Origin of the sequence: Streptomyces sp. NPDC088354 (assembly GCF_044753585.1) — a bacterium.
GTDB lineage: Bacteria > Actinomycetota > Actinomycetes > Streptomycetales > Streptomycetaceae > Actinacidiphila.
Genome location: NZ_JBIVNJ010000018.1, coordinates 99,576 through 123,540 on the forward strand (window position 1 = coordinate 99,576; position 23,965 = coordinate 123,540).

22 protein-coding genes are annotated in these 23,965 nt (G+C 73.0%); 14 read left to right on the plus strand and 8 right to left on the minus strand.

All coding sequences use genetic code 11. The features are described 5' to 3' along the window. Window positions 1-28: 28 nt before the first annotated feature. Entirely contained in the window at window positions 29-694 is a 666-nt protein-coding gene (locus tag ACIP98_RS24825) for a methyltransferase domain-containing protein (protein ID WP_319661665.1), read from the minus strand. Window positions 695-910: 216 nt separating this feature from the next. On the opposite strand from ACIP98_RS24825, the gene ACIP98_RS24830 reads away from it, so the two are divergent. From ACIP98_RS24830 to ACIP98_RS24850, 5 genes are all read left to right on the plus strand, one after another. Further along, window positions 911-2,599, plus strand: coding sequence for an LCP family protein (locus ACIP98_RS24830; RefSeq protein WP_401977989.1), 1,689 nt, complete (start codon window positions 911-913; stop codon window positions 2,597-2,599). 225 nt (window positions 2,600-2,824) lie between these two features. After that, entirely contained in the window at window positions 2,825-4,174 is a 1,350-nt protein-coding gene (locus ACIP98_RS24835; protein ID WP_401978010.1) for a cytochrome ubiquinol oxidase subunit I, read from the plus strand. Then, complete coding sequence (locus ACIP98_RS24840; RefSeq protein WP_401977991.1) at window positions 4,174-5,199, plus strand: cytochrome d ubiquinol oxidase subunit II; 1,026 nt, start codon at window positions 4,174-4,176, stop codon at window positions 5,197-5,199. The genes ACIP98_RS24835 and ACIP98_RS24840 overlap by 1 nt, the downstream gene beginning before the upstream one ends. Before the next feature lie 532 nt (window positions 5,200-5,731). Continuing rightward, window positions 5,732-6,940 carry an alkaline phosphatase gene (locus ACIP98_RS24845; RefSeq protein WP_401978012.1) on the plus strand — a complete coding sequence of 403 codons (1,209 nt, stop codon included), beginning with the start codon at window positions 5,732-5,734 and terminating at the stop codon, window positions 6,938-6,940. Window positions 6,941-7,171: 231 nt separating this feature from the next. Further along, window positions 7,172-8,023, plus strand: a complete 852-nt coding sequence (locus ACIP98_RS24850; RefSeq protein WP_319661660.1) for a Bax inhibitor-1/YccA family protein — start codon at window positions 7,172-7,174, stop codon at window positions 8,021-8,023. 76 nt (window positions 8,024-8,099) lie between these two features. Here ACIP98_RS24850 and ACIP98_RS24855 read toward each other — a convergent pair whose 3' ends face one another. Then, window positions 8,100-8,330, minus strand: coding sequence for a DUF4287 domain-containing protein (locus ACIP98_RS24855; protein ID WP_319661659.1), 231 nt, complete (start codon window positions 8,328-8,330; stop codon window positions 8,100-8,102). Window positions 8,331-8,438: 108 nt separating this feature from the next. On the opposite strand from ACIP98_RS24855, the gene ACIP98_RS24860 reads away from it, so the two are divergent. Continuing rightward, entirely contained in the window at window positions 8,439-8,762 is a 324-nt protein-coding gene (locus ACIP98_RS24860) for a hypothetical protein (protein WP_319661658.1), read from the plus strand. Between the two features lie 6 nt (window positions 8,763-8,768). Here ACIP98_RS24860 and ACIP98_RS24865 read toward each other — a convergent pair whose 3' ends face one another. Together ACIP98_RS24865 and ACIP98_RS24870 are read right to left on the minus strand one after the other, a co-directional pair. After that, complete coding sequence (locus ACIP98_RS24865) at window positions 8,769-9,578, minus strand: hypothetical protein (RefSeq protein WP_319661807.1); 810 nt, start codon at window positions 9,576-9,578, stop codon at window positions 8,769-8,771. A gap of 229 nt (window positions 9,579-9,807) precedes the next feature. Beyond that, complete coding sequence (locus tag ACIP98_RS24870; protein ID WP_319661657.1) at window positions 9,808-11,028, minus strand: acetyl-CoA C-acetyltransferase; 1,221 nt, start codon at window positions 11,026-11,028, stop codon at window positions 9,808-9,810. A gap of 194 nt (window positions 11,029-11,222) precedes the next feature. Here ACIP98_RS24870 and ACIP98_RS24875 point away from each other — a divergent pair, with 194 nt between their 5' ends. Continuing rightward, window positions 11,223-11,663, plus strand: coding sequence for a helix-turn-helix transcriptional regulator (locus ACIP98_RS24875; RefSeq protein ID WP_401978014.1), 441 nt, complete (start codon window positions 11,223-11,225; stop codon window positions 11,661-11,663). Between the two features lie 94 nt (window positions 11,664-11,757). Further along, on the plus strand, window positions 11,758-12,168 hold the full coding sequence (locus ACIP98_RS24880) for a VOC family protein (RefSeq protein WP_319661655.1): 411 nt from the start codon (window positions 11,758-11,760) through the stop codon (window positions 12,166-12,168). Between the two features lie 32 nt (window positions 12,169-12,200). On the opposite strand, the gene ACIP98_RS24885 is transcribed toward ACIP98_RS24880, so the two are convergent. Then, window positions 12,201-13,250 (minus strand): SGNH/GDSL hydrolase family protein, encoded by a 1,050-nt coding sequence (locus ACIP98_RS24885; protein ID WP_319661806.1) that lies wholly within the window; start codon window positions 13,248-13,250, stop codon window positions 12,201-12,203. A 105-nt stretch (window positions 13,251-13,355) separates the two neighbouring features. After that, window positions 13,356-14,189 carry a LuxR C-terminal-related transcriptional regulator gene (locus tag ACIP98_RS24890; protein WP_319661654.1) on the minus strand — a complete coding sequence of 278 codons (834 nt, stop codon included), beginning with the start codon at window positions 14,187-14,189 and terminating at the stop codon, window positions 13,356-13,358. Window positions 14,190-14,390: 201 nt separating this feature from the next. Here ACIP98_RS24890 and ACIP98_RS24895 point away from each other — a divergent pair, with 201 nt between their 5' ends. Then, entirely contained in the window at window positions 14,391-15,776 is a 1,386-nt protein-coding gene (locus tag ACIP98_RS24895; RefSeq protein ID WP_319661805.1) for a cystathionine beta-synthase, read from the plus strand. A gap of 363 nt (window positions 15,777-16,139) precedes the next feature. Further along, on the plus strand, window positions 16,140-16,958 hold the full coding sequence (locus ACIP98_RS24900; protein WP_401977995.1) for an inositol monophosphatase family protein: 819 nt from the start codon (window positions 16,140-16,142) through the stop codon (window positions 16,956-16,958). A gap of 9 nt (window positions 16,959-16,967) precedes the next feature. Here the strand turns inward: ACIP98_RS24900 and ACIP98_RS24905 are convergent, their stop codons facing one another. Next, window positions 16,968-17,414 carry a hypothetical protein gene (locus tag ACIP98_RS24905; protein WP_319661652.1) on the minus strand — a complete coding sequence of 149 codons (447 nt, stop codon included), beginning with the start codon at window positions 17,412-17,414 and terminating at the stop codon, window positions 16,968-16,970. Window positions 17,415-17,525: 111 nt separating this feature from the next. On the opposite strand from ACIP98_RS24905, the gene ACIP98_RS24910 reads away from it, so the two are divergent. The 3 genes from ACIP98_RS24910 to ACIP98_RS24920 all read left to right on the plus strand — a co-directional run bounded on the left by ACIP98_RS24910 (window position 17,526) and on the right by ACIP98_RS24920 (window position 20,469). Then, a complete protein-coding gene (locus tag ACIP98_RS24910; RefSeq protein WP_401978016.1) occupies window positions 17,526-18,857 on the plus strand; it encodes an acyl-CoA synthetase in 1,332 nt (443 codons plus the stop codon). Between the two features lie 99 nt (window positions 18,858-18,956). Beyond that, window positions 18,957-19,811: a MurR/RpiR family transcriptional regulator gene (locus ACIP98_RS24915; protein WP_319661650.1), complete on the plus strand. Its 855-nt coding sequence runs from the start codon at window positions 18,957-18,959 to the stop codon at window positions 19,809-19,811. Between the two features lie 79 nt (window positions 19,812-19,890). Beyond that, a complete protein-coding gene (locus tag ACIP98_RS24920) occupies window positions 19,891-20,469 on the plus strand; it encodes a hypothetical protein (RefSeq protein WP_319661649.1) in 579 nt (192 codons plus the stop codon). 423 nt (window positions 20,470-20,892) lie between these two features. Here ACIP98_RS24920 and ACIP98_RS24925 read toward each other — a convergent pair whose 3' ends face one another. Beyond that, a complete protein-coding gene (locus ACIP98_RS24925; protein ID WP_401977997.1) occupies window positions 20,893-22,164 on the minus strand; it encodes a diaminopimelate decarboxylase in 1,272 nt (423 codons plus the stop codon). A gap of 114 nt (window positions 22,165-22,278) precedes the next feature. On the opposite strand from ACIP98_RS24925, the gene hutU reads away from it, so the two are divergent. Further along, entirely contained in the window at window positions 22,279-23,964 is a 1,686-nt protein-coding gene (gene hutU / locus ACIP98_RS24930) for a urocanate hydratase (RefSeq protein ID WP_319661647.1), read from the plus strand. The last annotated feature ends 1 nt before the right edge of the window (window position 23,965 follow it).

Here is a 23,965-nt window from a genome sequence, read left to right on the forward strand (position 1 = left end):
CACGGGGGGCTCCCGCCGCGGGGCCCGGCTAGGCGCCGCTCGCCGCCGGGGCCTTGCGGGCGAGCAGGTGGATCTCCCGGAACTGGCGCCGGTCGGTGGGCTGTGGCTCGCGGACCGTCCGGGCCACCTCGGTCAGTCCGCACGCGCGCAGCAGCGCGGCGAGGTGATCGGGCCACCACCGATAGGCCGGTGCGACGGCGTGGTCGAAGACCTGCGTCGGGTGGGCCTCGTCGTCGCTGGCCGAGAAGCCGACCAGGAGGTGGCCGCCCGGGGCCAGTACGCGGTGGAACTCGGCCAGGACGGCGCCGAGTTCCCGCGGCGGGGTATGGATGATGGACCACCGGGAGAGCACGCCGCCCAGCGCGGCGTCGGCGATGTCCAGCGCGGCCATCGACCCCACGTCGAACCGCAGGCCCGGATGGGCCCCCCGGGCCAGCGCGATCATGGCGGGAGAGGCGTCGACGCCGGACGGTGCCAGGCCCAGTTCGGCCAGGTGGGCGGTGACATGGCCGGGCCCGCACCCCAGATCGGCGATCCGGTCGTTGCCGCTCGCGCTCACGACTTCGGCGAAGGCGCTCAGGACGGCGCGGTCCAGGGGTCTGCCGCGCAGCTCGTCGCGGAACAGCTGCGCGTAGGTGGTGGCAACCGCGTCGTAGGCGTCGCGGGTGGTGCTGAGGGCATCGTGTCCGGCCATGCCCGCGACCGTAGCCGCCGGCGATCGGTCCCGTGCCCCCCTTGTTCGGCAAATGTGCGCCAGGGGTGAGAAGTTGACCGACTTCGAGCACAACCATGCGCGGTACTCGGATGTCTGAACGGATGTCCCCGGGACGGCAGGGGTGTCCGGGACAGGACAAACCACACTCGAGCGCCAGGGGCCGTGCCGCAGGCGCGGACGGAGGGCCCGACGACCGTGGACGCCCAGGACGGCCGGTACATCGACCCCGCGGACCAGTGGGTCCTCGACCCGGAGACCGGCACGTACCGGCTGCGGCTGGATCCCGGGGACGCCCCGGCCGCCACGGTGCCCCCGCAGGGCGGCCGCAGGGCGCGCCGCGAGGAACAGCGCTCCGTCCAGGCCCCCGCCCCGTCCCGGGAGGGCGGTCGTCGCGGTGCGGTGAAGCCGTCGCGCAAGGCCAAGCGGTCCACGAAGGGCAAGGTCCTGATGTGGACCGCGGGCACCCTCGGGTTCGTCCTGCTCGCGGGCAGCGCCGGCGCGTACTTCCTGTACCGGCACTTCGACGGCAACATCAGCACCGTGGACGTCGGCACGGCGGGCAACAAGCACGCCACCAGCCATGACGCGGTCAACATCCTGGTCATCGGGACCGACAGCCGGGTGGGCCTCAGCGGGAAGTACGGGGACTCCGACAACATCGGCCACGCCGACACCACCCTCCTGGTGCACGTGGCGAAGGACCGGTCGAACGCGACCGTCATGAGCATCCCGCGCGACATGATCGTCGGCATCCCGGCCTGCCCCACCAAGCAGAAGGACGGCTCCACCAAGACGATCCCCGCCACCGCCAGGGCCGACTTCAGCCCGCGCTTCAACGAGAGCCTGGGTCAGGCGGGCCGCGACCCGGGCTGCACGATGCGGACCGTCACGCAGATCACCGGCCTGTCGATCGACCACTTCATGATGGTCGATTTCGAGGCCGTGAAGACCCTGTCCACGGCCGTCGGCGGGGTCCCGATCTGCCTCACCCACGCCATCGACGACACCGACCCCAAGGGGCAGGGCTCCCATCTGAAGCTGACCGAGGGACCGCACAGGGTGGCGGGCGAACAGGCCCTGCAGTTCGTCAGGACCCGCCATTCGCTGACGAACGGCAGCGACCTGGACCGCATCCACCTCCAGCAGCAGTTCCTGGGCTCGATGATCCGCGAGATGAAGTCCGGCGACACGCTCTCCGACCCGGGCAAGCTGTTCAAGCTGGCCAACGCCGCCACCAGCGCGCTCACCGTGGACACCGGCATCGGCAGCGTCGCGAAGCTCACCGGCCTCGCGAAGGACCTGAGCAAGGTCGACCCGAAGAACATCACCTTCACGACACTGCCGGTCAAGGACAATCCCGCCGAGATCAAGTACCACGCGACGGTCGTGGTCGACGAGACCCGGGCGCCTCAGCTCTTCAGGGCCATCAAGAACGACGTCTCCCTGACCGGGTCCCCCAAGAAGAAGCCCGCGGCCGCCGACGCCAGGCTCCGCGGCCCGAAGGCGGACCCGTCGCAGGTCCGGGTCGCCGTCTACAACGGGGGCGGCCCGCAGGGCGCGGCGCGGACGACCCAGGAGTGGCTGCAGGGCACCAAGGGCGTCGGCCACGCGGGCAACGGCGGCAACGCGCCCGGCGCGAAGCAGCAGCGGACGTCCCTGACCTACGGCCCCGACCAGGCCGACCAGGCGCGGGCCCTGGCCGCGATGATGGGGCTGCCCGCCTCGGCACTGCGTCCCGGCACTGACGCCGCGGGCCCCGGCGCCGACATGACGCTCACCCTCGGTGCCGACTACCGGGGCGCGGGCGTCGCGTTCGCCGACCCGGACAAGCCGCCGGCCGACATCCAGACGGCGCGGGCCGACAAGAAGGAGTGCGTGGGCTGAGCCCGGCGGGGCGCCACCCGGTCCGCCGGTCCGCCGAACGGCCGAATCCCGGCCACCGGAGATGCCGTCACCTACTGTGTGTCACCACATAACCGGACGAATACCTCCAGGGTGATGCATGGTGACAGTCCACCGGTGGGGCCACTCGTGACCCCCGTCCTCGACGCCGTGCGGAGTCTCGCCGCCGCGGGGGACCCCGACCAGCTCCTGCCGGCGCGTCAGCAGATGGCCTTCACCCTGGGCTTCCACATCATCCTGGTGCCCTTCGGTGTCGCGCTCACCACGCTGATGCTCGTCGCGAACCACCGCGGACTGCGCCGCGGCGACCGGGACGCCCTGCTGCTGGCCCGGCGCTGGTCCAAGGTGGCCGCGGTGCTGTTCGCCGTGGGGGCGATCACCGGCACGGTCCTCTCCTTCGAGCTCGGCATCCTGTGGCCGGGCCTGATGGGCCGGTACGGAGCCGCGTTCGGCTTCCCCTTCGCGATCGAGGGACTCTTCTTCTTCCTCGAGGCGATCTTCGTGTCGATCTACATCTACGGCTGGGACCGCATGCCGCCGTGGGCCCACTTCTGGACCGGCGTGCCCGTGGCGCTGTCGAGCATCGGCGGCGCGGCCGCCGTGATCGCCGCGAACAGCTGGATGAACCAGCCCGGAGGGTTCACCCTGCGGGACGGCCGGGTGGTCGCCGTCCGCCCGGCCGAGGTCTTCTTCAACGGGGCCTTCTGGTGGGAGATGCTCCACATGCTGCTCGCCGCCTACATCGTCGCCGGCTTCGCGGTGGCGAGCGTCTACGCGGTGGGCATGCTGCGCGGCCGGACCTCCCGCTACCACCGGCTCGGGTTCCTCATCGGGTTCGTCACCGCGGCCGTCGTGCTGCCCTTCCAGATGGTCGTCGGGGACACGATCGCCCGGTACGTCTTCGAGGCGGAGCCCGCGAAGTTCGCGGCGATCGAACTCCTGCCGTCCACCGGCACCCACGTCCCCGAGACCCTCGGCGGCATCCTCGTCGACGGCGAGGTCCGCTACGGCCTGCCCCTTCCCGACGTGGCCTCGCTGCTGGCCGCGTTCCGCCCGTCCACCAGGATCGCCGGGCTGGACGCCATCCCGCCGGCCGTGCGCCCCTCCGACCAGGCCGTCAGCACCGTGCACCTGGCCTTCGACGTCATGGTCGGCCTGTCCTCCGTCCTGATGCTGCTGGTCGTGTGGTTCGCCTGGCTGTGGTGGCGGCACCGCAGCGTCGACGGCCGGCGCTGGTTCCTGCGGTGCTGCGCGGTCAGCGGCCTGGCCGCGGTGGCGTGCCTGGAGACCGGATGGGTCGTCACGGAGCTGGGCCGCCAGCCCTGGACGGTCGTCGGGTACCTCCTGACCCGGGACGCGGTCACCACCCAGGGGAACCTGTGGCCGTTCTTCGGGGCCGTCCTCGCCATCTACGTGGCCGTCGGCGCGAGCGCCGTGGGGGTGCTGCTGTCGATGAAGCGCCGCTGGCAGGCCGAGGGCGACGACACGGTGGACGTCCCCTACGGCCCCGGTTCCGGCCCGGACCGCGCGGGCGTCACCGTGGGATCGGGGCAGTGATGCCCGAACTCGTCGCCGTCTTCCTGTTCATCGGCGTCATCGCCTACGCCGTGCTCGGCGGTGCCGACTTCGGGGCGGGCTTCTGGGACCTGACGGCGGGCGGTGCCGAGCGGGGCAGGCGACCGCGCCACCTGATCGACACCTCGCTCGGCCCGGTGTGGGAGGCCAACCACACCTGGCTCGTGTACTGCCTGGTGTTCCTCTGGTCGGGCTTCCCCACCGCCTTCACCGCCATCACCACGACCCTCTACGTGCCGCTGGGGCTCGCGGCGCTCGGCATCGTCCTGCGCGGCGCGGGGTTCGCCTTCCGCAAGGCCTCCCTGCGCACGCCGGAACAGCGCGTGTACGGGGCCGCCTTCGCCCTGTCGTCGTTGCTGGCCCCGTACTGCTTCGGTTCCATCGCCGGGGGCATCGCCTCCGGACGGGTGCCCGCCGGCGGCAACGGGGACGCGATCACCAGCTGGCTCAACCCCACCTCCGTCCTCGGCGGAGTCCTGGCCGTCCTGGTCTGCGCCTACCTGGCCGCGGTCTACCTGCACGTGGCCGCCGAGCGGCAGCACGAGCCCGGCCTCGCGCGGTACTTCCGCGACCGGGCACTGCTCGCCGGCCTGTTGACCGGAGCCGTCAGCATCGCGGGCATCTTCGTGCTCCGGCACGACGCCCCCCGGCTCTTCCACCAGCTCAGCCACCGCGCGCTGCCCCTGGTCCTGGTCGCCGCGCTGTGCGGCGTGGCCGGCATGGTCATGCTGCGCGGCACCAGGACCTCGGGCCTGCGGGCGACGGCCGCCGCCGCGGTGGCCCTGATCGTCCTCGGGTGGGGTGTCGCCCAGTACCCCTATCTCCTCGGCACCCATGTGGAGATCCCCGAAGCGGCGGCGCCGAACGCCACCTTGTGGGTGACGGTCGGGGTCGCGATCGTGGCGGGGCTCCTGATCCTTCCCTCGCTCGTGCTCCTCTTCCGCCTGGCCGGCCGCGGCCGCCTCATCCCGGCCGACCACGCCTCCGCGGACCGCCCCGGCCCATGAGTCGTCCCGCCCCCGGTACGCGGCGGGCAAGGTCGCGGTAAAGCCCGTGGTGGCCGCGAGGTGGTGGCGTCCGCCCCGGCCGGGCCCCGCACCCGCACTCCGAGCCGCGCGCATCCGCACGCAGCCGTCGGCCGGCCGCCGGACTCCCGCCCGGCCGCCGTCCGGCACGCCAGCCGGCCGGCTCCCGGAGGCCGGACGTCAAGCCCCGCAGGGGCCGTGGTCCCCCACCCGGGCCGTGCCGGGGTGTGCCGGTCCCGTGCGCGCGGCGAGCGGCCGGCGCGGCGCCGGACCCGTCGGGGGTTCCTCCCGTGCGACCTGTACGGACAAGTGCGGGCCTGCTTCTTCACCAGTCCCTGGAGTTCTCGTTGCGTGCTGGTCATCTGCTTTTGGTCAACCTCCCCCCGGAGGCTCCTATGGTCGCGGTCAAGTAATGGCAAGAACTTCAACGGAGGACGTTGTGTCCCTGGATGCTCGTAGGGCCCGGCGGTTCGCCGCTCCCGCGGCTGCTGCCATAGCCGCCGCGGTCGTCACGATGGTGGTCAACCCGACGCTGGGCGCTTCCGCCTCGGCGCCGCAGGCGGCGAAGGCCCCGACTGCCAAGAACGTCATCTTCATCAACGGCGACGGCATGGGCGCGGCTCTGCGCCAGGCCGCCCGTCTGCACTTCGCGGGCCTGAACGGCCAGCTCGCCATGGACAAGCTCCCCGTCTCGGGCCAGCTGACCACCGAGCCGGACGACCCGAAGGCCGTCATCACCGACTCGGCCGCCGCCGCGACCGCGTGGGCCACGGGTGAGAAGACCTACAACGGCGCCATCAGCGTCGACGTGGACGGCAACCCGCTCGCCACCCTCGGCCAGCAGGCCAAGGCGGCCGGCAAGGCCACCGGCCTGGTCACCACCGCGCAGGTCACCGACGCCTCGCCGGCGGCGTTCTTCTCGAACACCGCCAACCGTTCGGCGCAGGACGAGATCGCGCGCCAGTACATCGAGGTCAGCAAGCCCGACGTCATCCTGGGCGGTGGCGAGGACTGGTGGCTGCCCGCGGGCAGCGCCGGCGCGTTCAAGGACCAGCCCGCCGAGGACCCGTCCGAGGCGAGCAAGGGCACCAAGGGCGACCTCATCAAGAAGGCCAAGAAGGCCGGTTACTCCTACGTCACCAGCGCGGACCAGCTCAGCCGCGCCAAGGGCGGCAAGCTGCTCGGTCTCTTCGCCAACGAGGAGATGTTCCAGCAGCGTCCCGAGGGCCAGGGCGACGTGTACAGCCCGGTGGTCGGTCTCTCCACCATGACCAGCAAGGCCCTGAGCACGCTGGACAAGAACAAGAAGGGCTTCTTCCTCATGGTCGAGGAGGAGGGCACCGACGAGTTCGCGCACTCCAACAACGCCACCCGCGCCCTGCAGTCCATGCAGGAGCTGGAGAAGGCCGTGGCCGTGGCCCGTGCGTACGTCGCCACCCACTCCGACACCCTGCTGGTCGTCACCGGCGACCACGAGACCGGCGGCCTGGCCGTCGAGGAGTCGGACGCCGCCGACGAGTCCGGCACCGGCATCTCCACCGAGGACGGTCCGTTCAGCATCCGCGGCAGCGAGAAGAGCTTCTACATCGACTGGACCACCTCCGGTCACACCGGTGTGGACGTGCCCGTCACCGCGGCCGGCCCGCTGTCCGACCGCTTCACCGGCAAGCACGCCAACACCTACGTCTACGACGTGCTGCGCCAGGTCCTCGCGCGCCACTGAGTGACGCCTGACACGCCGACGCGCTGACGCGCCGACGACGGAGCCCCGGGGCGATCGCGCCCCGGGGCTCCTCCGTCGTCACGGCGCGTGTTTCACCCGCACGGCCCACTCCCGTAGGCGGCATCCGCGTTAAGAACGGAAGAAGATCCTCCTTGAGGACTAGACCGCCCGCTTTGCCATGCCATTACTCTTGGTGCGAAGCCGTATCGCGCGGCCATGGAGGAGTGACAGATGAGGAGCAGCAACCCGGTCTTCTCCCGGCGGGGGTTCTCCCGCGGCGAGGGCTACGCGGGCTTCGGTGGCGCTCAGCCGCAGACGCAGGGCAGCCCGTACGCGGGCGGGAACCCGTACGCCGGGACCAACCCGTACGACACGACGACCTACCAGGCCCCGCCCACCGCCCCGGCGCAGACCGGGCGGATGACGATGGACGACGTCGTCACCAAGACGGCGATCACCCTGGGCACGGTCGTGGTCGGCGCGCTGCTGGCGTGGTTCGTCCTGCCGGTCAGCCCGAAGAGCTATGCCCTCGCGGGCGGCGCCGGCCTGGTGGCCTTCGTCCTCTACATGGTCCAGATGTTCAAGCGCCGGCCGGTCCCGGGCCTCATCCTGGGCTACGCGGCGTTCGAGGGCATCGCGCTCGGCATCATCAGCGAGATGTACAACACGGCCTGGAGCGGCGCCCCCGTGCAGGCGGTGCTCGGCACCATGGCGGTCTTCGCGGGCATGCTGGTGGCGTACCGCACCCGGCTCATCCGGGTCACCCGGCGTTACTACCGCATCGGTATGGGGATCGCCATCGGCTTCCTCATCCTGATCGTCATCAACCTGATCGCCTCCGCTTTCGGCGGCGGTGACGGGCTGGGCCTGCGCAGCGGCGGCCTCGGCATCGCGGTCGGCATCATCGGCGTGCTGCTCGGCGCCTTCTTCCTCTCGCTCAACTTCAAGGAGATCGAGGACGGGGTGCGCTACGGCGCCCCGGCCAACGAGGCATGGTGGGCGGCCTTCGGCCTGACCCTCTCCCTCATCTGGATCTACCTGGAGCTGCTGCGCCTCATCGCGATCCTGCGCGGCGACGACTAGCCGAGCGGACACCGGCATTCAACGGGCCCCGGAGGCAGTGCCTTTCGGGGCCCGTTCGCATGTGCGGGGGAGGTCGCTAGCCGAGCCTTCTGGCGGCGCGCCTCAGGTCGTACTCGTGGACGATCGCCTTGGCGTGTCCGTAGGACAGGTCGTGCTCGCTGCGCAGCCAGCTGACCTTCTCCTCGAAGCGGAGGAAGGCGGGCCCGTCGTCGACCGTGCGAAGCCATTCGCCGATCTCGCGGCCGGTGCAGTTCGGGATGTGGGAGAGCAGGTTCCGGTGGGTCTCTTCAGAGAAGGTCTGGGACATCGGCGCCTCCGGTATGCGTTCCGGTCACCCCACCGTGCCTGAGGCTTCTCCCGATGGCAACAGTGCAACGCGCTCGGTTCTGTGTACGTACCGGGTAGGCTCCCGGCCGTGCTGGACTGTACGACGCTTCGCGAGGCCGCCGGGACCCTGGCCGGACGCTACCGCTCCCTGCCGCAGAGCAGGCTGCGCGGTGAGCCGGCGGCGGCGGGGCTCGCGCTCGCCCGTGAGCTGGCCGCGCGGGCGCAGCGGATCGAGTTCCCCGGGCGGGAGCCGCTGGTGATGCCGGACGACGGCATCTTCGCCGTCGGGGACCAGATCGCGGTGGCCGCGCACGAGCTCGCCGCGGCGCTGGAGCCGCGCCCGGACCTGGCGCGGGTACGCGACGAGGCCGTGGCCCGGATCCGGGACACGGCCTCGCGCTGGGGTCTGTAGGCGGGGTCAGAGGGAGGCGACCACCCGGTCGGCCAGGACGTACACCGACTCCTCGCCGAAGGTGAAGGTGAGCGCGTAGCCGCCGGCGACCGCGGAGCCGCCCAGCAGGACCGGGGACTCACCGCTGTCCAGGGCGTCGCAGAGCCGGTCCGCGGTCTCGCGGTCGCCCGGGGTCATGCAGAGCGTGGTGCCGTCGGCGAAGACGTACACGTCCAGCGTGCCGAGCGGGCCGGGCCGTACGTCGGCCAGCGGCATCCGCAGGTCGGCGAGCTCGCCGAGACGCTCGGCGGTCTGCTCCTGGTTGGCCACGACCGGGGCCGGCGCGGCGAAGTCCGGGTCGGAGGGGTGCCGGAAGGGCACCGGGCCGACGGGGCCGGACTCCAGGCCGGTCAGGTCCGCCTGGCGGGGCAGGAACGGGCCGTACGGCAGGACCTCGTAGTCCGCACCCGCGGCGCCCGTGCCGAAGCCGGTGCCGCCGAAGATCTGGACGTCGAGCTGGGCGTCGGCGACGGCGTCGCCCGCCTCGCCGGTGCCGTAGGCCAGGGGCGCCTCCTGCGCGGCCCAGAAGGCCCGCGCCTCGGCGAGCTCCCGCTCGCGCTCGTCGGCGAGGGCTTCCGCGACAGCGGTCCGTATGGCCTCGACGCCGGGGGTCTCCGCGGCCGTGCGCGCGGCCGGCACGGCGGCGTGTGCGGCAGTGGCCGCCGCCAGGTCCGTGCGCAGGGCGGCGACGTCACGACGGACGCCGCGCGTGGCGAACAGCGCGGCGGAGCCGGCGGCCACGGCGGTTGCCGCACCCGTCAGCAGGACGAGGAACATGGCGCTCACTGGCGTACTCCCGACTGTGCTTTCCCGAGCCTGGCCCCCTGTACACACCACTGTGCACTCAAATCCATGGCCTCTGCAGTGCGGAACGTCACGATATGAGTAGGTCCAAAGTCTGGCGACGGCCGAGTGCTGCACCCCTGACCTGGGCAAACGACCGCCCCCGGGGGAAGGTCACATCCCGGGGGCGGTTCGATTGCGACTTAGGACACGCGCGCGGGCGTTACGACAGACGTTCGATGACCATGGCCATGCCCTGGCCGCCGCCGACGCACATCGTCTCCAGGCCGAACTGCTTGTCGTGCCACTGCAGCGAGTTGATCAGCGTGGTGGTGATGCGGGCGCCGGTCATGCCGAAGGGGTGGCCGACCGCGATCGCGCCGCCGTTGACGTTGAGGCGGTCGATGTCGACGCCCAGGTCCCGGTAGGACGGGATGACCTGCGCGGCGAAGGCCTCGTTCATCTCGACCAGGTCGATGTCGCCGATGGACATCCCGGCCCGCTTGAGGGCCTGGCGGGAGGCCTCGACCGGGCCGTGGCCCATGATCTCCGGGGACAGGCCGGACACGCCGGTGGACACCACGCGGGCGAGCGGGGTGATGCCGAGCTCGCGGGCCTTGGTGTCGCTCATGACGACCAGCGCGGCCGCGCCGTCGTTCAGCGGGCAGCAGTTGCCGGCGGTGACGGTGCCGTCGGGACGGAAGACCGGCTTCAGGCCCTGCACCCCCTCCAGGGTGACGCCGGCGCGGGGGCCGTCGTCCTTGGAGACCACGCTGCCGTCGGGCAGCGTCACCGGGGTGATCTCGCGCTCCCAGAAGCCCTTCTTGATGGCTTCCTCGGCCAGGTTCTGCGAGCGCACGCCGAACTCGTCCTGCTCGGCGCGGGTGACGCCCTTGAGCGCCGCCAGGTTCTCCGCGGTCTGGCCCATCGCGATGTACGCGTCCGGGACCAGGCCGTCCTCGCGCGGGTCGTGCCATTCTCCCCCGCCCTGCCCGGCGCGGGCCGCGGTGCGGGCCTCGGCCTCCGCGAAGAGCGGGTTGTGGGTGCCGGGCATGCCGTCGGAGCTGCCCTTGACGAAGCGGGAGACCGTCTCGACACCCGCGGAGATGAAGACGTCGCCCTCGCCCGCCTTGATGGCGTGCAGCGCCATCCGGGTGGTCTGCAGCGAGGAGGAGCAGTAGCGCGTCACGGTGCAGCCCGGCAAGTGGTCCATGCCCATCTGCACGGCCACGATCCGGCCCAGGTTGTGGCCCTGCTCGCCGCCGGGCAGGCCGCAGCCGAGCATCAGGTCGTCGATGTCCCGAGGGTCGAGCTGCGGGACCTTCGCCAGCGCCGCCTGGACGATGGTGGCGGTGAGATCGTCGGGGCGCAGGTCTTTCAGGGACCCCTTCACGGCCCGGCCGATGGGGGAGCGGGCGGCAGAGACGATCACGGCTTCGGGCATCGCGACTCCTCGTCGAGGCGGCGTCGGAACGGCTGTACTCCTGGGGAAGTTACCTGTCCGTAGTGCACCCAGTCACCTCCTGTGCGCTGTGACACGGGCCTCTTTCTGAGCGCCCGCTTAGCCCGTGGCGGCCATGGGATGCTGTCCGGGTGAACTCCGAGGACCTGGTACGGCTCCGGCAGGCACGGGACGCGATGGACCGCGACTACGCGGACCCCCTGGACGTGCCCGCGCTGGCCCGCGGCGCCCTGATGTCCACCGGTCACTTCGCGCGCAGCTTCCGGGCCGCGTTCGGCGAGACGCCGTACAGCTACCTCATGACCCGCCGGATCGAGCGCGCCAAGGCACTGCTGCGGCGCGGGGACCTGTCGGTCACCGAGGTGTGCTTCGCCGTCGGCTGCACCTCGCTGGGGTCCTTCAGCACCCGTTTCACGGAACTGGTCGGCGAGAGCCCGAGCGCGTACCGCGCACGCGACCACGCGCACGGCGCGGCGATCCCGGCGTGCGTGGCCAAGATGTTCACCCGCCCCGTCAGGAACGGTGCGGCCGGCCCCTCCCGGGCCCAGGTAGTCGCCCCGCTCCCGGCCGGGGGAGTGGCCGCGTCGTCCGAGCGGGCCGGCCACGAGAACGGCTGACGGCTCCCCGTCGTGCGGCGCACACCGCACAGGGCGGAACCTTTTAGCCGCGGCCGGAGGAGCGGATGCGGCGTCAGGGCCTAGCGTGAGGCCCATGGACATCACGCTTTCACAGTGCTTCATCGCCGTCGACGACCATGACAAGGCACTCGCCTTCTACCGCGACGTCCTGGGCCTGGAGGTCCGCAACGACGTCTCCTTCGAGGGCATGCGCTGGGTCACCGTCGGCTCACCCGCGCAGCCCGGCGTCAGCATCGTGCTGGAACCGCCGCTCGCCAATCCCAACGCCTCGCCCGCCGACAAGCAGGCGATGTCGGAGCTGATGGCCAAGGGCATGCTCCGCGCCGTCATCTTCTCGACCCCCGACTGCGACGCGACCTTCGAGCGCATCAGCGCGGCGGGCGCGGAAGTCCTCCAGGAGCCGATGGACCAGCCCTACGGCGTTCGCGACTGCGCCTTCCGCGACCCCTCGGGCAACCTGCTGCGCTTCAACCAGCCCCGCTGAGGCCCGCCCGGGGGCCCTTGCGGGGCCGGGCGTCAGTTCTGGGCGGCCTCGGCAGCCGCCGCGGCGGCTTCGGCCGCCTCGGCGGCGAGCGTGGGATCGGCGGCGTCGGGCAGACGGCGGCGACGGCGCCGCTTGAGGAGGGCCCAGCGGCCGCGGGGACCGGAGACACTGCCGGAAGCGGCGGCGACCTCGGTGCCGGCCTCGCCGGCCGCCTCCGCGGCGGCCTGGGCGACCGGCATGAAGCCCTCGCCGCGGCGCGCGTCAGGCCGCTCGTCATCCTCGGGCCACAGCCCGAGCGCGGAGCACAGGGTCGGCAGCATCGCCATGGCGGCGGTCGCGTACCCCTCCGCGGAGGGGTGGTAGTTGTCCGGGCCGAACATCTCGCGCGGCCGCGACTCGAACTCGGGCCCCAGGAGGTCGCCCAGCGACACGGTACGGCCGCCGAGCCCGACCACCGCGATGGTCTGCGCCGCGGCCAGCTGCCGGCTCAGCCGGCGGGCGATCCACCGCAGCGGCTGGTAGACCGGCTCGACCGAGCCGAGGTCGGGACACGTGCCCACGATCACCTCGACGCCCGCCTCGCGCAGCCGCCCCACCGCGTCGGACAGCATCCGCACCGACACCGCCAGCGGCATCCGCCGGGTCACGTCGTTCGCGCCGATCATCACCACGCACAGGTCGGGCGTGGGGCCCGCGTCCGGGGCCAGCAGAAGATCGACCTGGCGGGCCAGGTCGTCGGACTTCGCGCCGGGGTTGGCGACGTTGACCAGCCGCACCGGACGTTCGGCCACCGCGGCCAGGCCGGAGGCGAGCAGCGCCCCGACCGTCTGGCTCGCCCGGTGGACGCCCTGGCCCGCCGCCGTCGAGTCGCCCGTGAGCGCCAGCACGAGGGGGCGTTCGCTGCTGCTCAACGCGAAGGCGGCGCCGTAGTGGCCGCCCGCGCGCGGGGGGATGGCGTCCGAGCCGCCGACAACGCGGCGGGCGAGCGCGGCCTCGGTCAGCACCAGGCCGACCGCCGCTCCGCCCAGGAGCCCGATCCCGCCTCCTCCGTACGCGGCGGCCGTCGCGATCCGCCGCGCCACCCTTGCCCTGGACAAGGTCCACCTCCCGTGCCGCGCACGGGCCCCCGTCGGCCCGCATTGCTTACAACACCTTGTTGCCCCGTCCGATGCCCGGCGCAACCGTCGTCAGGTCAGGCGCTGCTGCGCCACGAACCAGGCCAGCTGGGTGCGGTTGGCGGTGCCCGTGGACTCCATGAGCGAGCGGATCCTGCGCTGCAGCGTGCGCAGGGATATGCCGAGTTGCGAGGCGATCGCCTTGTCGGGCAGCCCTGACATCAGCAGGGAGAGCAGCTGCTCGTCCAGCTCGGGGGAGCCGGGGAACTCCGGGTCATCCTCCGCGTCGCCCACCGCGGGCATCCGCAGCGGCGTGCCGCGCAGCCAGCGGTCCTCGAACAGCTCCAGCAGGGCGTCCACCAGCACGGACGGATGCAGCAGCAGCAGCCCGGCGGAGGAGACCACCGACCGGTCGCGGCCGCCGGACAGCGGCAGCAGGGCCCGCTCCGCGTCGACGATCATCAGCTTCATGGGCACGGTCGGCGCGGCCCGCGCCAGCTCGCCCGGCTCGACGAAGCCGGGCATGTCGGCGGCACCCGGGTAGACCAGCGCGGTCGTCTCGTACAGCGAGCGGTACTCGACCCCGGAGGCCAGCCGCTCCTTCTGGACGATGTTGCCCTCGGAGGAGACGTAGGGCGGCCGCACGAAGGTCAGCACCTCCTTGCGCGCCTCGCGCTGGAGCTGCTCGACGATGTGCTGCTGCTCGGCCTCGCCGTGGACCACCTCGGCGATGCCGCCGGGCATCACCGGTTCGGCCGGTCGTGACGGACGGGCGGCGGCGAGTGCGGTGAGCCGCTCGCGTACGGCGGCGAGGCCGGACTCCACCGCGGCCAGACCGCTCAGCGCGGCGGCGTAGTCGGCGGTGTCCGTGCCGGCCCCGGTGCGCTTCGGGTGTCGTTCGGTCATGGCTCACCCCCCGGTTTCACAGGCCCGGTGTCGTAGGTGCGACGTGTCGTGATCGCGCCACGGTGCGACTCTACATCCGGACCTACCGGGGCGTACGTAACACCAATGTGAAGCGTGCGGCGGCCGCCTCCCCAGGGGGCGGCCCGGCGCGCGAAAACCGCTTACCCTGGCCTCACAATCTCGGAGAACCCGGAGACAATGGTGCAGTTCCACGACTCGATGATCAGCCTCGTCGGCAACACCCCGCTCGTGAGGCTCAACAGCGTGACCGCAGGGATCCAGGCCACCGTCCTGGCCAAGGTCGAGTACTTCAACCCGGGCGGCTCGGTGAAGGACCGGATCGCGCTGCGCATGATCGAGGCCGCGGAGAAGAGCGGCGAGCTCAAGCCGGGCGGCACGATCGTGGAGCCGACCTCAGGCAACACGGGCGTGGGACTGGCGATCGTGGCCCAGCAGAAGGGCTACAAGTGCGTCTTCGTCTGCCCCGACAAGGTGTCCACTGACAAGATCAACGTGCTGCGCGCCTACGGGGCCGAGGTCGTGGTCTGCCCCACCGCCGTGGACCCCGAGCACCCCGACTCGTACTACAACGTCTCCGACCGCCTGGTGCGCGAGATCCCGAACGCCTGGAAGCCGGACCAGTACAGCAACCCCAACAACCCGGCCTCGCACTACCACTCCACCGGTCCCGAGCTGTGGGAGCAGACCGAGGGGCGGATCACGCACTTCGTGGCGGGCGTCGGCACCGGCGGCACCATCTCCGGCACCGGCCGGTACCTGAAGGACGCCTCCGACGGCAGGGTCCAGGTCATCGGCGCCGACCCCGAGGGCTCCGTCTACAGCGGCGGCAGCGGCCGCCCCTACCTGATCGAGGGTGTCGGCGAGGACTTCTGGCCCACCGCGTACGACCGCACCGTCGCCGACGAGATCGTGGCCGTCTCCGACAAGGACGCCTTCCAGATGACCCGGCGCCTGGCCAAGGAGGAGGGCCTGCTGGTCGGCGGCTCCTGCGGCATGGCGGTCGTCGCGGCGCTGCGCGTGGCCGAGCGGCTCGGCCCGGACGACGTGGTCGTGGTGCTGCTGCCGGACTCCGGCCGCGGCTACCTGTCCAAGATCTTCAACGACGAGTGGATGGCCGACTACGGCTTCCTGGAGGAGGGCGGCGGCCAGGGCCGCGTCGCCGACGTCCTGGACCGCAAGGACGGCGGCCTGCCGCACCTGGTGCACATGCACCCCGAGGAGACCGTCGGCCAGGCCATCGAGGTGCTGCGCGAGTACGGCGTCTCCCAGATGCCGATCGTCAAGCCGGGCGCCGGCCACCCCGACGTCATGGCCGCCGAGGTCATCGGCTCCGTCGTGGAGCGCGAGCTGCTGGACGCGCTGTTCACCCAGCGCGCCACCCTCGACGACCCGCTGGAGCGGCACATGTGCGCGCCGCTGCCGCAGGTCGGCTCGGGCGAGCCGGTCGCCGACCTGATGGCCGTCCTCGGCACCGCCGACGCGGCCGTGGTGCTGGTCGAGGGCAAGCCCACGGGCGTCGTGAGCAGGCAGGACCTGCTGGCCTTCCTGGCCGAGACCGCCAAGTGACCGCACCCCGGGGGCGCTCCGCCGGGAGCGACCAGGGTTTCGCGGAAGTGGTACACCCGCGTCACGTCAGCGCAGCACGGTCTTAACACGGCTCCGGCAGATTGGTCGGTGTCAGCAGGACGGGCGGGAAGTCCCGGACCGGCCCGCCGACAGCTGGATGTGGCGCCAAGGACCTCCGGAGCGGCTCCCGGACTTCCCTGGTGACCCCAGGACGTGAGGCCAGGCCCTGACCGGGCCCGCGTCCCTCGCGGGGACCGCCGTCGTCCCGCCCCCCGGGCAACCGGGGGTGCGGCGGTCCCCGCGCAATGCGTCCAAGAGCGGCCCGCGTGCAAGCGCGGGCCGCTCTTCTGGTAAGCAGACCGCGTGATCAACGCACAGATGTTCGCCGCCGTCGAGGAGTCCGTACGCGCCGTCGCCGACGAGGAGGCGCTCTCCCGCTTCGGGAGGCTCGCCGCGGGCGACATCAGTGAGAAGAAGGGGCCGCAGGACCTGGTCACCATCGCCGACCGCCGGGTCGAGGAACGCCTCACCCGGACGCTCACCGCACTGCTCCCCGGCTCCGCGGTGATCGGCGAGGAGGCCGTGCACGCCGACCCCGGGCTCCTGGACGCCTGGCTGGGCGAGGACCCGGTCTGGATCATCGACCCGGTCGACGGCACCTCCAACTTCGTCCGCGGCGACGCCTCCTTCGTCACCCAGGTCGCGCTCGCCGCAGGCGGCGAGCTGCTGGCGTGCTGGGTGTACCGGCCGGTCGACGGTGTCCTGGCCACCGCGCGGCGCGGCGCGGGCGCGCGGTCCTGCGGGCGCCCGCTGCGGCTGCCGGCCGTCGGGAGCGGCCCGGACGAGGTGCTGCTGGTCGCCGGGGCCCGCCCGGCCAACCTCACCCCCCACCAGCACCGGGCCCTGTACGACCTCGGCGCCGGGCAGGGGATCAAGCCCTGCGCGAGCGGTTCTGCCGGCTGCGACTACCTCGACGTGGCCCTGGGCCGGCTCGACGCGGCCACGTACGCCTACGACAACCCCTGGGACCACTCCCCGGGCGTCCTCCTCGTCGCCGAGGCGGGCGGCACGGTCCTGTCCGCGGACGGGCTGCCCTTCCGCATGGCGGGCGGGCCGCAGCAGTTCGCGGCGGCCCGCGACGAGACGGCGGCGAAGCGCGTCGTGGCGCTGCTCGCGGACTGACGCCAGGGGTCAGTCCTCCCAGGCGTCCGCGTTCCTGCGGCGGGCGCGCCGCTCCTGCTCGCGCTCGGTGAACAGCCACCCCATGGACTGGGCGACGTTGACGCCCACGATCCCGGCCCAGGCGATGAGCAGACCCGGCAGGTGCTCGCTGGCGCCGATGGCCGAGAGCGGGATGGCCATGATGAGGGAGAAGCCGGCGAAGCCGTAGCGGGCGCCGAAACGGCCGCGGCCCTCGTCGCTCCCGCGCGGACCGACCTGGCGGCCGGCGCGGGCGAACGCCGTCTGGTGCTCCGCCAGTTCACGGCGCACACGCCGCTCGACCTGGGCGTCGATGCGCTGGTCGATCTTCTCCAGGAAGGAGTCGACGAGTGCCGACTCGTACTCCTCACCGAGGTCCTTGCGCGCCTGAAGGGTGGCGGCGAATTCCTTCTTCAGCTCTGGGTCGCGGGCGTCCATGACGCCACCGTACGGAGGACGGCGTGCCGTGGCACTGGGGGAAACCCCCGAACCTTCTCAGGGGTGCTCCCCCCTCGCCAGTAGGGTCGTGCCGTGACCGCATCCCGGCCCCTGCTGACCGCGCTGTACGACGACCACGGCGACCGCCCCGACGCGCTCGTCGTCGCGGGGGCGGCCACCTCCCGCGAACGGCTGCTGGCCGCGGCCGGGGCCGTGGCGCGGCGGATCGCCGGGGCGCCGGCGGTGGCCGTGCACGCCACCGCCACCCTGGAGACCGTCGTCGCGGTCGTCGGCGGGCTGCTCGCGGGTGTGCCGGTGGTGCCGGTGCCGCCCGACGCCGGCCCGGCCGAACGCGGGCACATCCTCACGGACTCCGGGGCGGTCGAGGCGCCCCCGGTCGACCTCGCCGAGGCCCGCGCCTTCGACGGCCCCGAACCGGGCCCGGACACCACCGCCCTCGTGCTCTACACCTCCGGCACGACCGGCGCCCCCAAGGGCGTCCTCGTCCCGCGCCGCGCGATCGCCGCCGACCTCGACGCGCTCGCCGGGGCGTGGGAGTGGACCGCGCTGGACACCCTCGTCCACGGCCTGCCGCTGTTCCACGTGCACGGACTCGTGCTCGGCGTGCTCGGAGCCCTGCGCACCGGCAGCCGCCTCGTCCACACCGGGCGCCCTACCCCGCGGGCGTACGCGGAGGCGGGCGGCAGCCTGTACTTCGGCGTGCCCACCGTCTGGGGCCGCGTGGCCGCCGACCCGGAGGCCGCGAAGGCGCTCGCCGGCGCCCGGCTGCTGGTGTCCGGCAGCGCGCCGCTGCCCGCGCCGGTCTTCCGGGACCTGGAGGCGCTGACCGGGCAGCGGCCCGTCGAGCGCTACGGCATGACGGAGACCCTGATCACGGTGAGCACCCGCGCCTCCGGCGAGCGGCGCCCCGGTTCCGTCGGCCTGCCGCTGCCGGGGGTCCGCACCCGGATCGCGGCCGAGCCCGGCGAGGAGATCGGGGAACTTCAGCTGACCGGCCCGACGCTCTTCGACGGATACCTCGGACGGCCCGAGGCCACCGCCGCGTCGTACACGGAGGACGGCTGGTTCCGCACCGGGGACATCGCGGCGGTCGACCCGGACGGCATGCACCGGATCGTCGGCCGGGCCTCCACCGACCTGATCAAGTCCGGCGGCTACCGGATCGGCGCCGGCGAGGTGGAGAACGCGCTGCTGGACCACCCCGCCGTGAGGGAGGCCGCGGTGGTCGGTGTCCCGCACGCGGATCTCGGCCAGGAGATCGTGGCGTACGTCGTCGCCGACGGGACGACCGAGCGGGAACTGATCGACTTCGTCGCCGGGCACCTGTCGGTGCACAAGCGCCCCCGCAAGGTGCGCTTCCTGGCCGAACTGCCGCGCAACGCCATGGGCAAGCCGCAGAAGAAGCTGCTGCCGCCCGCGTAGGTCCGCGGGCGGGCAGGCATGGCAGGCTTGCCGGAAGAGCGGGAACCGCGGAGCAGCGGGAACAGCGGGAACAGCGGGAACCGGACGGGGAGAGGCCAGATGTCGACGGACAACGACACCGCGTCGGCGCGTCTGATGAAGCTGTTCGAGGCCCACCGCCTCACGCCCACCCAGCGCCGGATCGCCCACTGCCTGGTGCGGCGCGCCGCCGACGCGCCCTTCCTGTCCAGCGTCGAGGTCGCCGAGCTGGCCGGGGTCAGCCAGCCCTCCGTGACCCGCTTCGCCGTCGCCCTCGGCTTCGACGGCTACCCCGCCCTCCGCCGCCACCTGCGGGAGGTCGTGCCCGTCGCGGTGCCCGAGGGGCGGCCGGCCGGCGACACGTACAACGAGTACCAGGAGGCCGTCCAGGCCGAGATCGAGAACCTGCGGCACCTCGCGGCGCTCCTCGCCGACCCGGCTCCCGTCGCCCGTGCCGGGGCGCTGCTGGCGGGGTCCCGCCCGCTGCTCGTGCTCGGCCTGCGCGCGGCCGCCGCCCAGGCGCGGGGCTTCGGCTACTTCGCGGGCAAGGTCCATCCCGACGTGCGCCTGCTCGACGAGGGCGGCAGCATGCTCGCCGACCGCGTCGACGCGGCGGTGCTGGCCGGCGCGAGCGCACTGCTGTGCTTCGCGCTGCCGCGGCACCCGCGCGAGGTGGTCGAGGCGCTCGCGTACGCCCGCGGGGCGGGTCTGACCGTCGTGACCGTGGCCGACAGCGCCTTCGCGCCGGTCGCGGCGCACTCCGACATCCTGCTTCCCGCGGCGGTGGGCACGGGCCTCGCCTTCGACACCGCGTGCGCCCCCATGCTGCTGGGGCGGGTGCTGCTGGAGGCCATGTGCGACGGGCTGCCGGACGCCCAGGCACGGCTGGAGGAGTTCGACGCGAAGGCGGCGGCCGCGGGTCTTTTCGTGGAGTGAGTTCTCCTCACGGAATTCTGATGTTCGCCGAGTAATCTCCCTCCTCGACATCCGGCGGAGCGCGGAGGAGGGGCAGGACGTGGTACGCGGAACGTATGTGCTGGCGAGGGTCGCGGTTCTGGTGCGGGCGGCGGCGCGCTGGCTGTGGTGGCTCGGCGTCGTCGCGGCGGGGATCGGGGTCTTCCTCCCCGGCCTGACCGGGCGGCGCATCGGTGTCCTCGGCGGCGCCGCCCTGTTCGTGGTGGCCGCCTTCGCCGCCTTCCTCGTCCGGCGGCGGCGGTACGTGGCGCTGGCCGGGCAGGCGGGGCGTGCCCCCCGGTCCGTGTACCTCCAGGACCGCCGGGTAACGGCCCGCGGCTGGGCGCGCTCGCGCCGCTGGTGGCTGCTGGGCGCCTTCGCCGTCGCCCTGGCCTCCAGCGTCGCCGTCCCGGCGGCCGCCGGGATGCTGCTCGCGGGCCTCGGTGCGGGCCTGTGGGCCAAGGCGGTCGGCATAGGCCGCTGGGAGCGTGCGCACGACGAACTGCTCTGGGTCCGCCCCGAGCACGCCGGCCGCGGCCCGGCCGCACCGTCCGTCCCCTCGTACGAGGCCACCGGCCCCGTCGCCGGCGACGCCGGCCCCGGCGGCACCCGCCGCCGCCTCCCCGCCGCCGCCCGCTGACGCGGCTGCGCCGCGGGCGGACGCGGTACGGGCGCGGCCCCGGGCCTCCCCGTCGGGCGACGTGCGCGGGTTCGGCTCGCGGCGGCGGTGCTGTGCGGCCGTCCTGCCGCCGGAGGGGTGGGTGTTCCGGCGATGTGCGCCAGTGCGGTGTCGCGTTGCGGGACCGGGACGGGTCGAGGGCTCCGTCGGATGACGTGCCCGGTCCGGCCTGCCCGGCTGCGCGGCGCGTTGGCCCGTTCCGCTTGCGACAGCCAGGCAGCCACGCAGCCGGGCAGGCACCGGCCGGGCCGTCCCGGCCCCGATGGGCGTGCGGAACTGCCGTGGGCCCGGTCTCCGTGCCCGTGGTTCAGGTGCGGTACGGGTGCCGGGGCCTGCGCGGCCCTGGATGCGGGGCATCCGTCGCCCGGGGAAGCCTCGCGCCGCTCAGCCGCCGGACTCGGTGACGAGTTCCGCGAGGGTCTGGGCGCGGCGCAGCGTGCGGAAGCGCGGGGGGTCGCCGGTGTGGCCGTGGACGGCGGGGCGCAGCAGGGAGTTGTAGGCGAAGTGGGTGGAGAAGTAGTACGCGCCCGTGTCGAGGAGGGCGACGTGGTCGCCCTCCTCCAGCAGGGGGAGGGCGCGGGCGGAGGCGACGAGGTCGCCCGCGAAGCAGCAGGGGCCGGCGATGTCCTGGAGGACGGGGTCGCCCTGCTTCGGGCGGCCCTTGCCGTCGAGCGCCAGCACACGCAGCGGCCACGCCCCGGGGGCGAAGACGGTGCGGGTGGCGACCTGCACGCCGGCGTGGGTGACCGCGATGGCCCGGCCGCCCGCCGACTTGGCGTACTCCACGCGCGCGAGGACCGTGCCGTGCCGGGCCAGCAGCGCGCGGCCGAACTCGGTGACCAGCCCGTAGCGCCCGTCGAAGAGCCCGGGGGCGGTGGCCCGCAGCACCGCGGCGTACTCGGCGAAGGTGGGCCGCGCGTCGTCGGAGGTGAAGTCCACCGGCAGGCCGCCGCCGATGTCGATGACGCGGACCTGCTGCCGGCCGGCCTCGTGGTTGATCCGCTCGGCGAGTTCGTACGCGGCGCGGACGCCGGCCGCCATGAGGTCCAGGGGGACGCCCTGCGAGCCGGTGTGCGTGTGGAGGCGGGTGAGCCAGGGGCGGTCGAGGAAGGCCCGGACGACCCGGTCGGCGGCGCCCTCGTCGCGCAGGGCGACGCCGAATTTCGAGGTGGCGGTCGCGGTGCTCATCGCGCCGATGCTGCCGCCGCCGACCTGGGGGTTGACGCGGAGCCCGAGGGGCGCGGTGGTCCCCGGCCGCACGAGCCGGTCCAGCCGGGCGAGTTCCTGGAAGTTGTCGGCGTTGACGGCGACACCGAGGGCGAGGGCCTCGGCAAGCTCGGCGGGCGTCTTGGCGGGGGAGTCCAGCACGACGCGGTCCGGTGGCACGCCCGCCGCCCGCGCCAGCGCGAGTTCCCCGGGACTGGCGACCTCGGCCCCGATGCCCTCCTCCGCGAGCAGGCGCAGCACTGGTACGAGCGAGGCGGCCTTGACGGCGAAGGTGTGCGTGACCTCGACACCGGGCGTCGCGAAGCCGTCCCGCAGGGCGGCCGCGGAGGCGCGGATCCCGTCGAGGTCCAGCAGGCCGGCCACCGGCCGTTCCGGTCCGATCAGCCCCTGCTCGACGGCGGCGCGCAGGGCGTTCGCCCGTTGGCTCATGCCTCCATGGTGACGCGGGCGGACAATTCCCTCAGGGGAACAGACCCGGTTGACTGGGGCTATTCACCAGGCAAGGATGTGAATGATTCAATCCAGTCGCGAGGAGGCAGGGGCATGACCGCAACCGGCAGCGGACCGAGGACCGTGCGCGCACCGCGCGGAAGCGCGCTCACCGCACAGGGCTGGCAGCAGGAAGCCGCGCTGCGCATGCTGCAGAACAACCTCGACCCGGAGGTCGCCGAGCACCCCGAGAAGCTCGTCGTGTACGGCGGCACCGGCAAGGCCGCCCGCGACTGGCGGTCCTTCGACGCGATGGTCCGCACCCTGCAGGGGCTGAAGCAGGACGAGACGATGCTCGTCCAGTCCGGTCGCCCGGTCGGCGTGATGCAGACCCACGAGTGGGCGCCGCGCGTGCTCATCGCCAACTCCAACCTCGTGGGCGACTGGGCCACCTGGGAGGAGTTCCGTCGCCTGGAGGCGCTGGGCCTGACCATGTACGGCCAGATGACGGCCGGTTCGTGGATCTACATCGGCACCCAGGGCATCCTGCAGGGCACGTACGAGACCTTCGCCGCCGTCGCGGAGAAGAAGTTCGGCGGCAGCCTCGCGGGCACCATCACGCTCACCGCCGGCCTCGGCGGCATGGGCGGCGCCCAGCCGCTCGCCGTCACCATGAACGGCGGCGTCGTCATCTGCATCGACGTCGACCCGCGCGCCATCGAGCGCCGCATCGAGCACCGCTACCTGGACGTGCGCGCCGACTCCCTGGACCACGCCCTCGCGCTGGCGACCGAGGCGCGCGACCGGCGCAAGGCGCTCAGCATCGGCGTGCTCGGCAACGCCGCCGAGCTCGTGCCGCAGCTGCTGGCCATGGACGCCCCGATCGACATCGTCACCGACCAGACCTCCGCGCACGACCCGCTGGCCTACCTGCCGATCGGTGTCGACTTCGAGGACATGGCCTCCTACGCCGCCGAGAAGCCCGCCGAGTTCACCCAGCGGGCCCGCGAGGCGATGGCCAAGCACGTCGAGGCGATGGTCGGCTTCCAGGACGCCGGCGCCGAGGTCTTCGACTACGGCAACTCCATCCGCGGCGAGGCGCAACTCGCCGGGTACGAGCGCGCGTTCGCCTTCCCCGGTTTCGTCCCCGCCTACATCCGCCCGCTGTTCTGCGAGGGCAAGGGCCCCTTCCGCTGGGCCGCGCTGTCCGGTGACCCGGCCGACATCGCCAAGACCGACAAGGCGATCCTGGAACTCTTCCCGGAGAACGAGTCCCTGGCCCGCTGGATCAAGATGGCCGGCGAGCGCGTCCACTTCCAGGGCCTGCCCGCCCGGATCTGCTGGCTCGGCTACGGCGAGCGCGACAAGGCCGGCGAGCGCTTCAACGAGATGGTCGCCGACGGCACCCTTGCCGCCCCGGTGGTCATCGGCCGCGACCACCTCGACGCGGGCTCCGTCGCCTCCCCGTACCGCGAGACCGAGGCCATGCTCGACGGCTCCGACGCGATCGCCGACTGGCCGCTGCTCAACGCCATGGTCAACGTGGCCTCCGGCGCGTCCTGGGTCTCCATCCACCACGGCGGCGGCGTCGGCATCGGCCGCTCCATCCACGCCGGCCAGGTCACCGTCGCCGACGGCACCAAGCTGGCGGGCGAGAAGATCCGCCGCGTGCTCACCAACGACCCGGGCATGGGCGTCATCCGGCACGTGGACGCGGGCTACGACCGTGCGGAGGAGGTCGCGGCCGAGCGCGGCGTGCGCGTCCCGATGCGCGAGGGCGCGGAAGGCGGGGAGGCGTGAT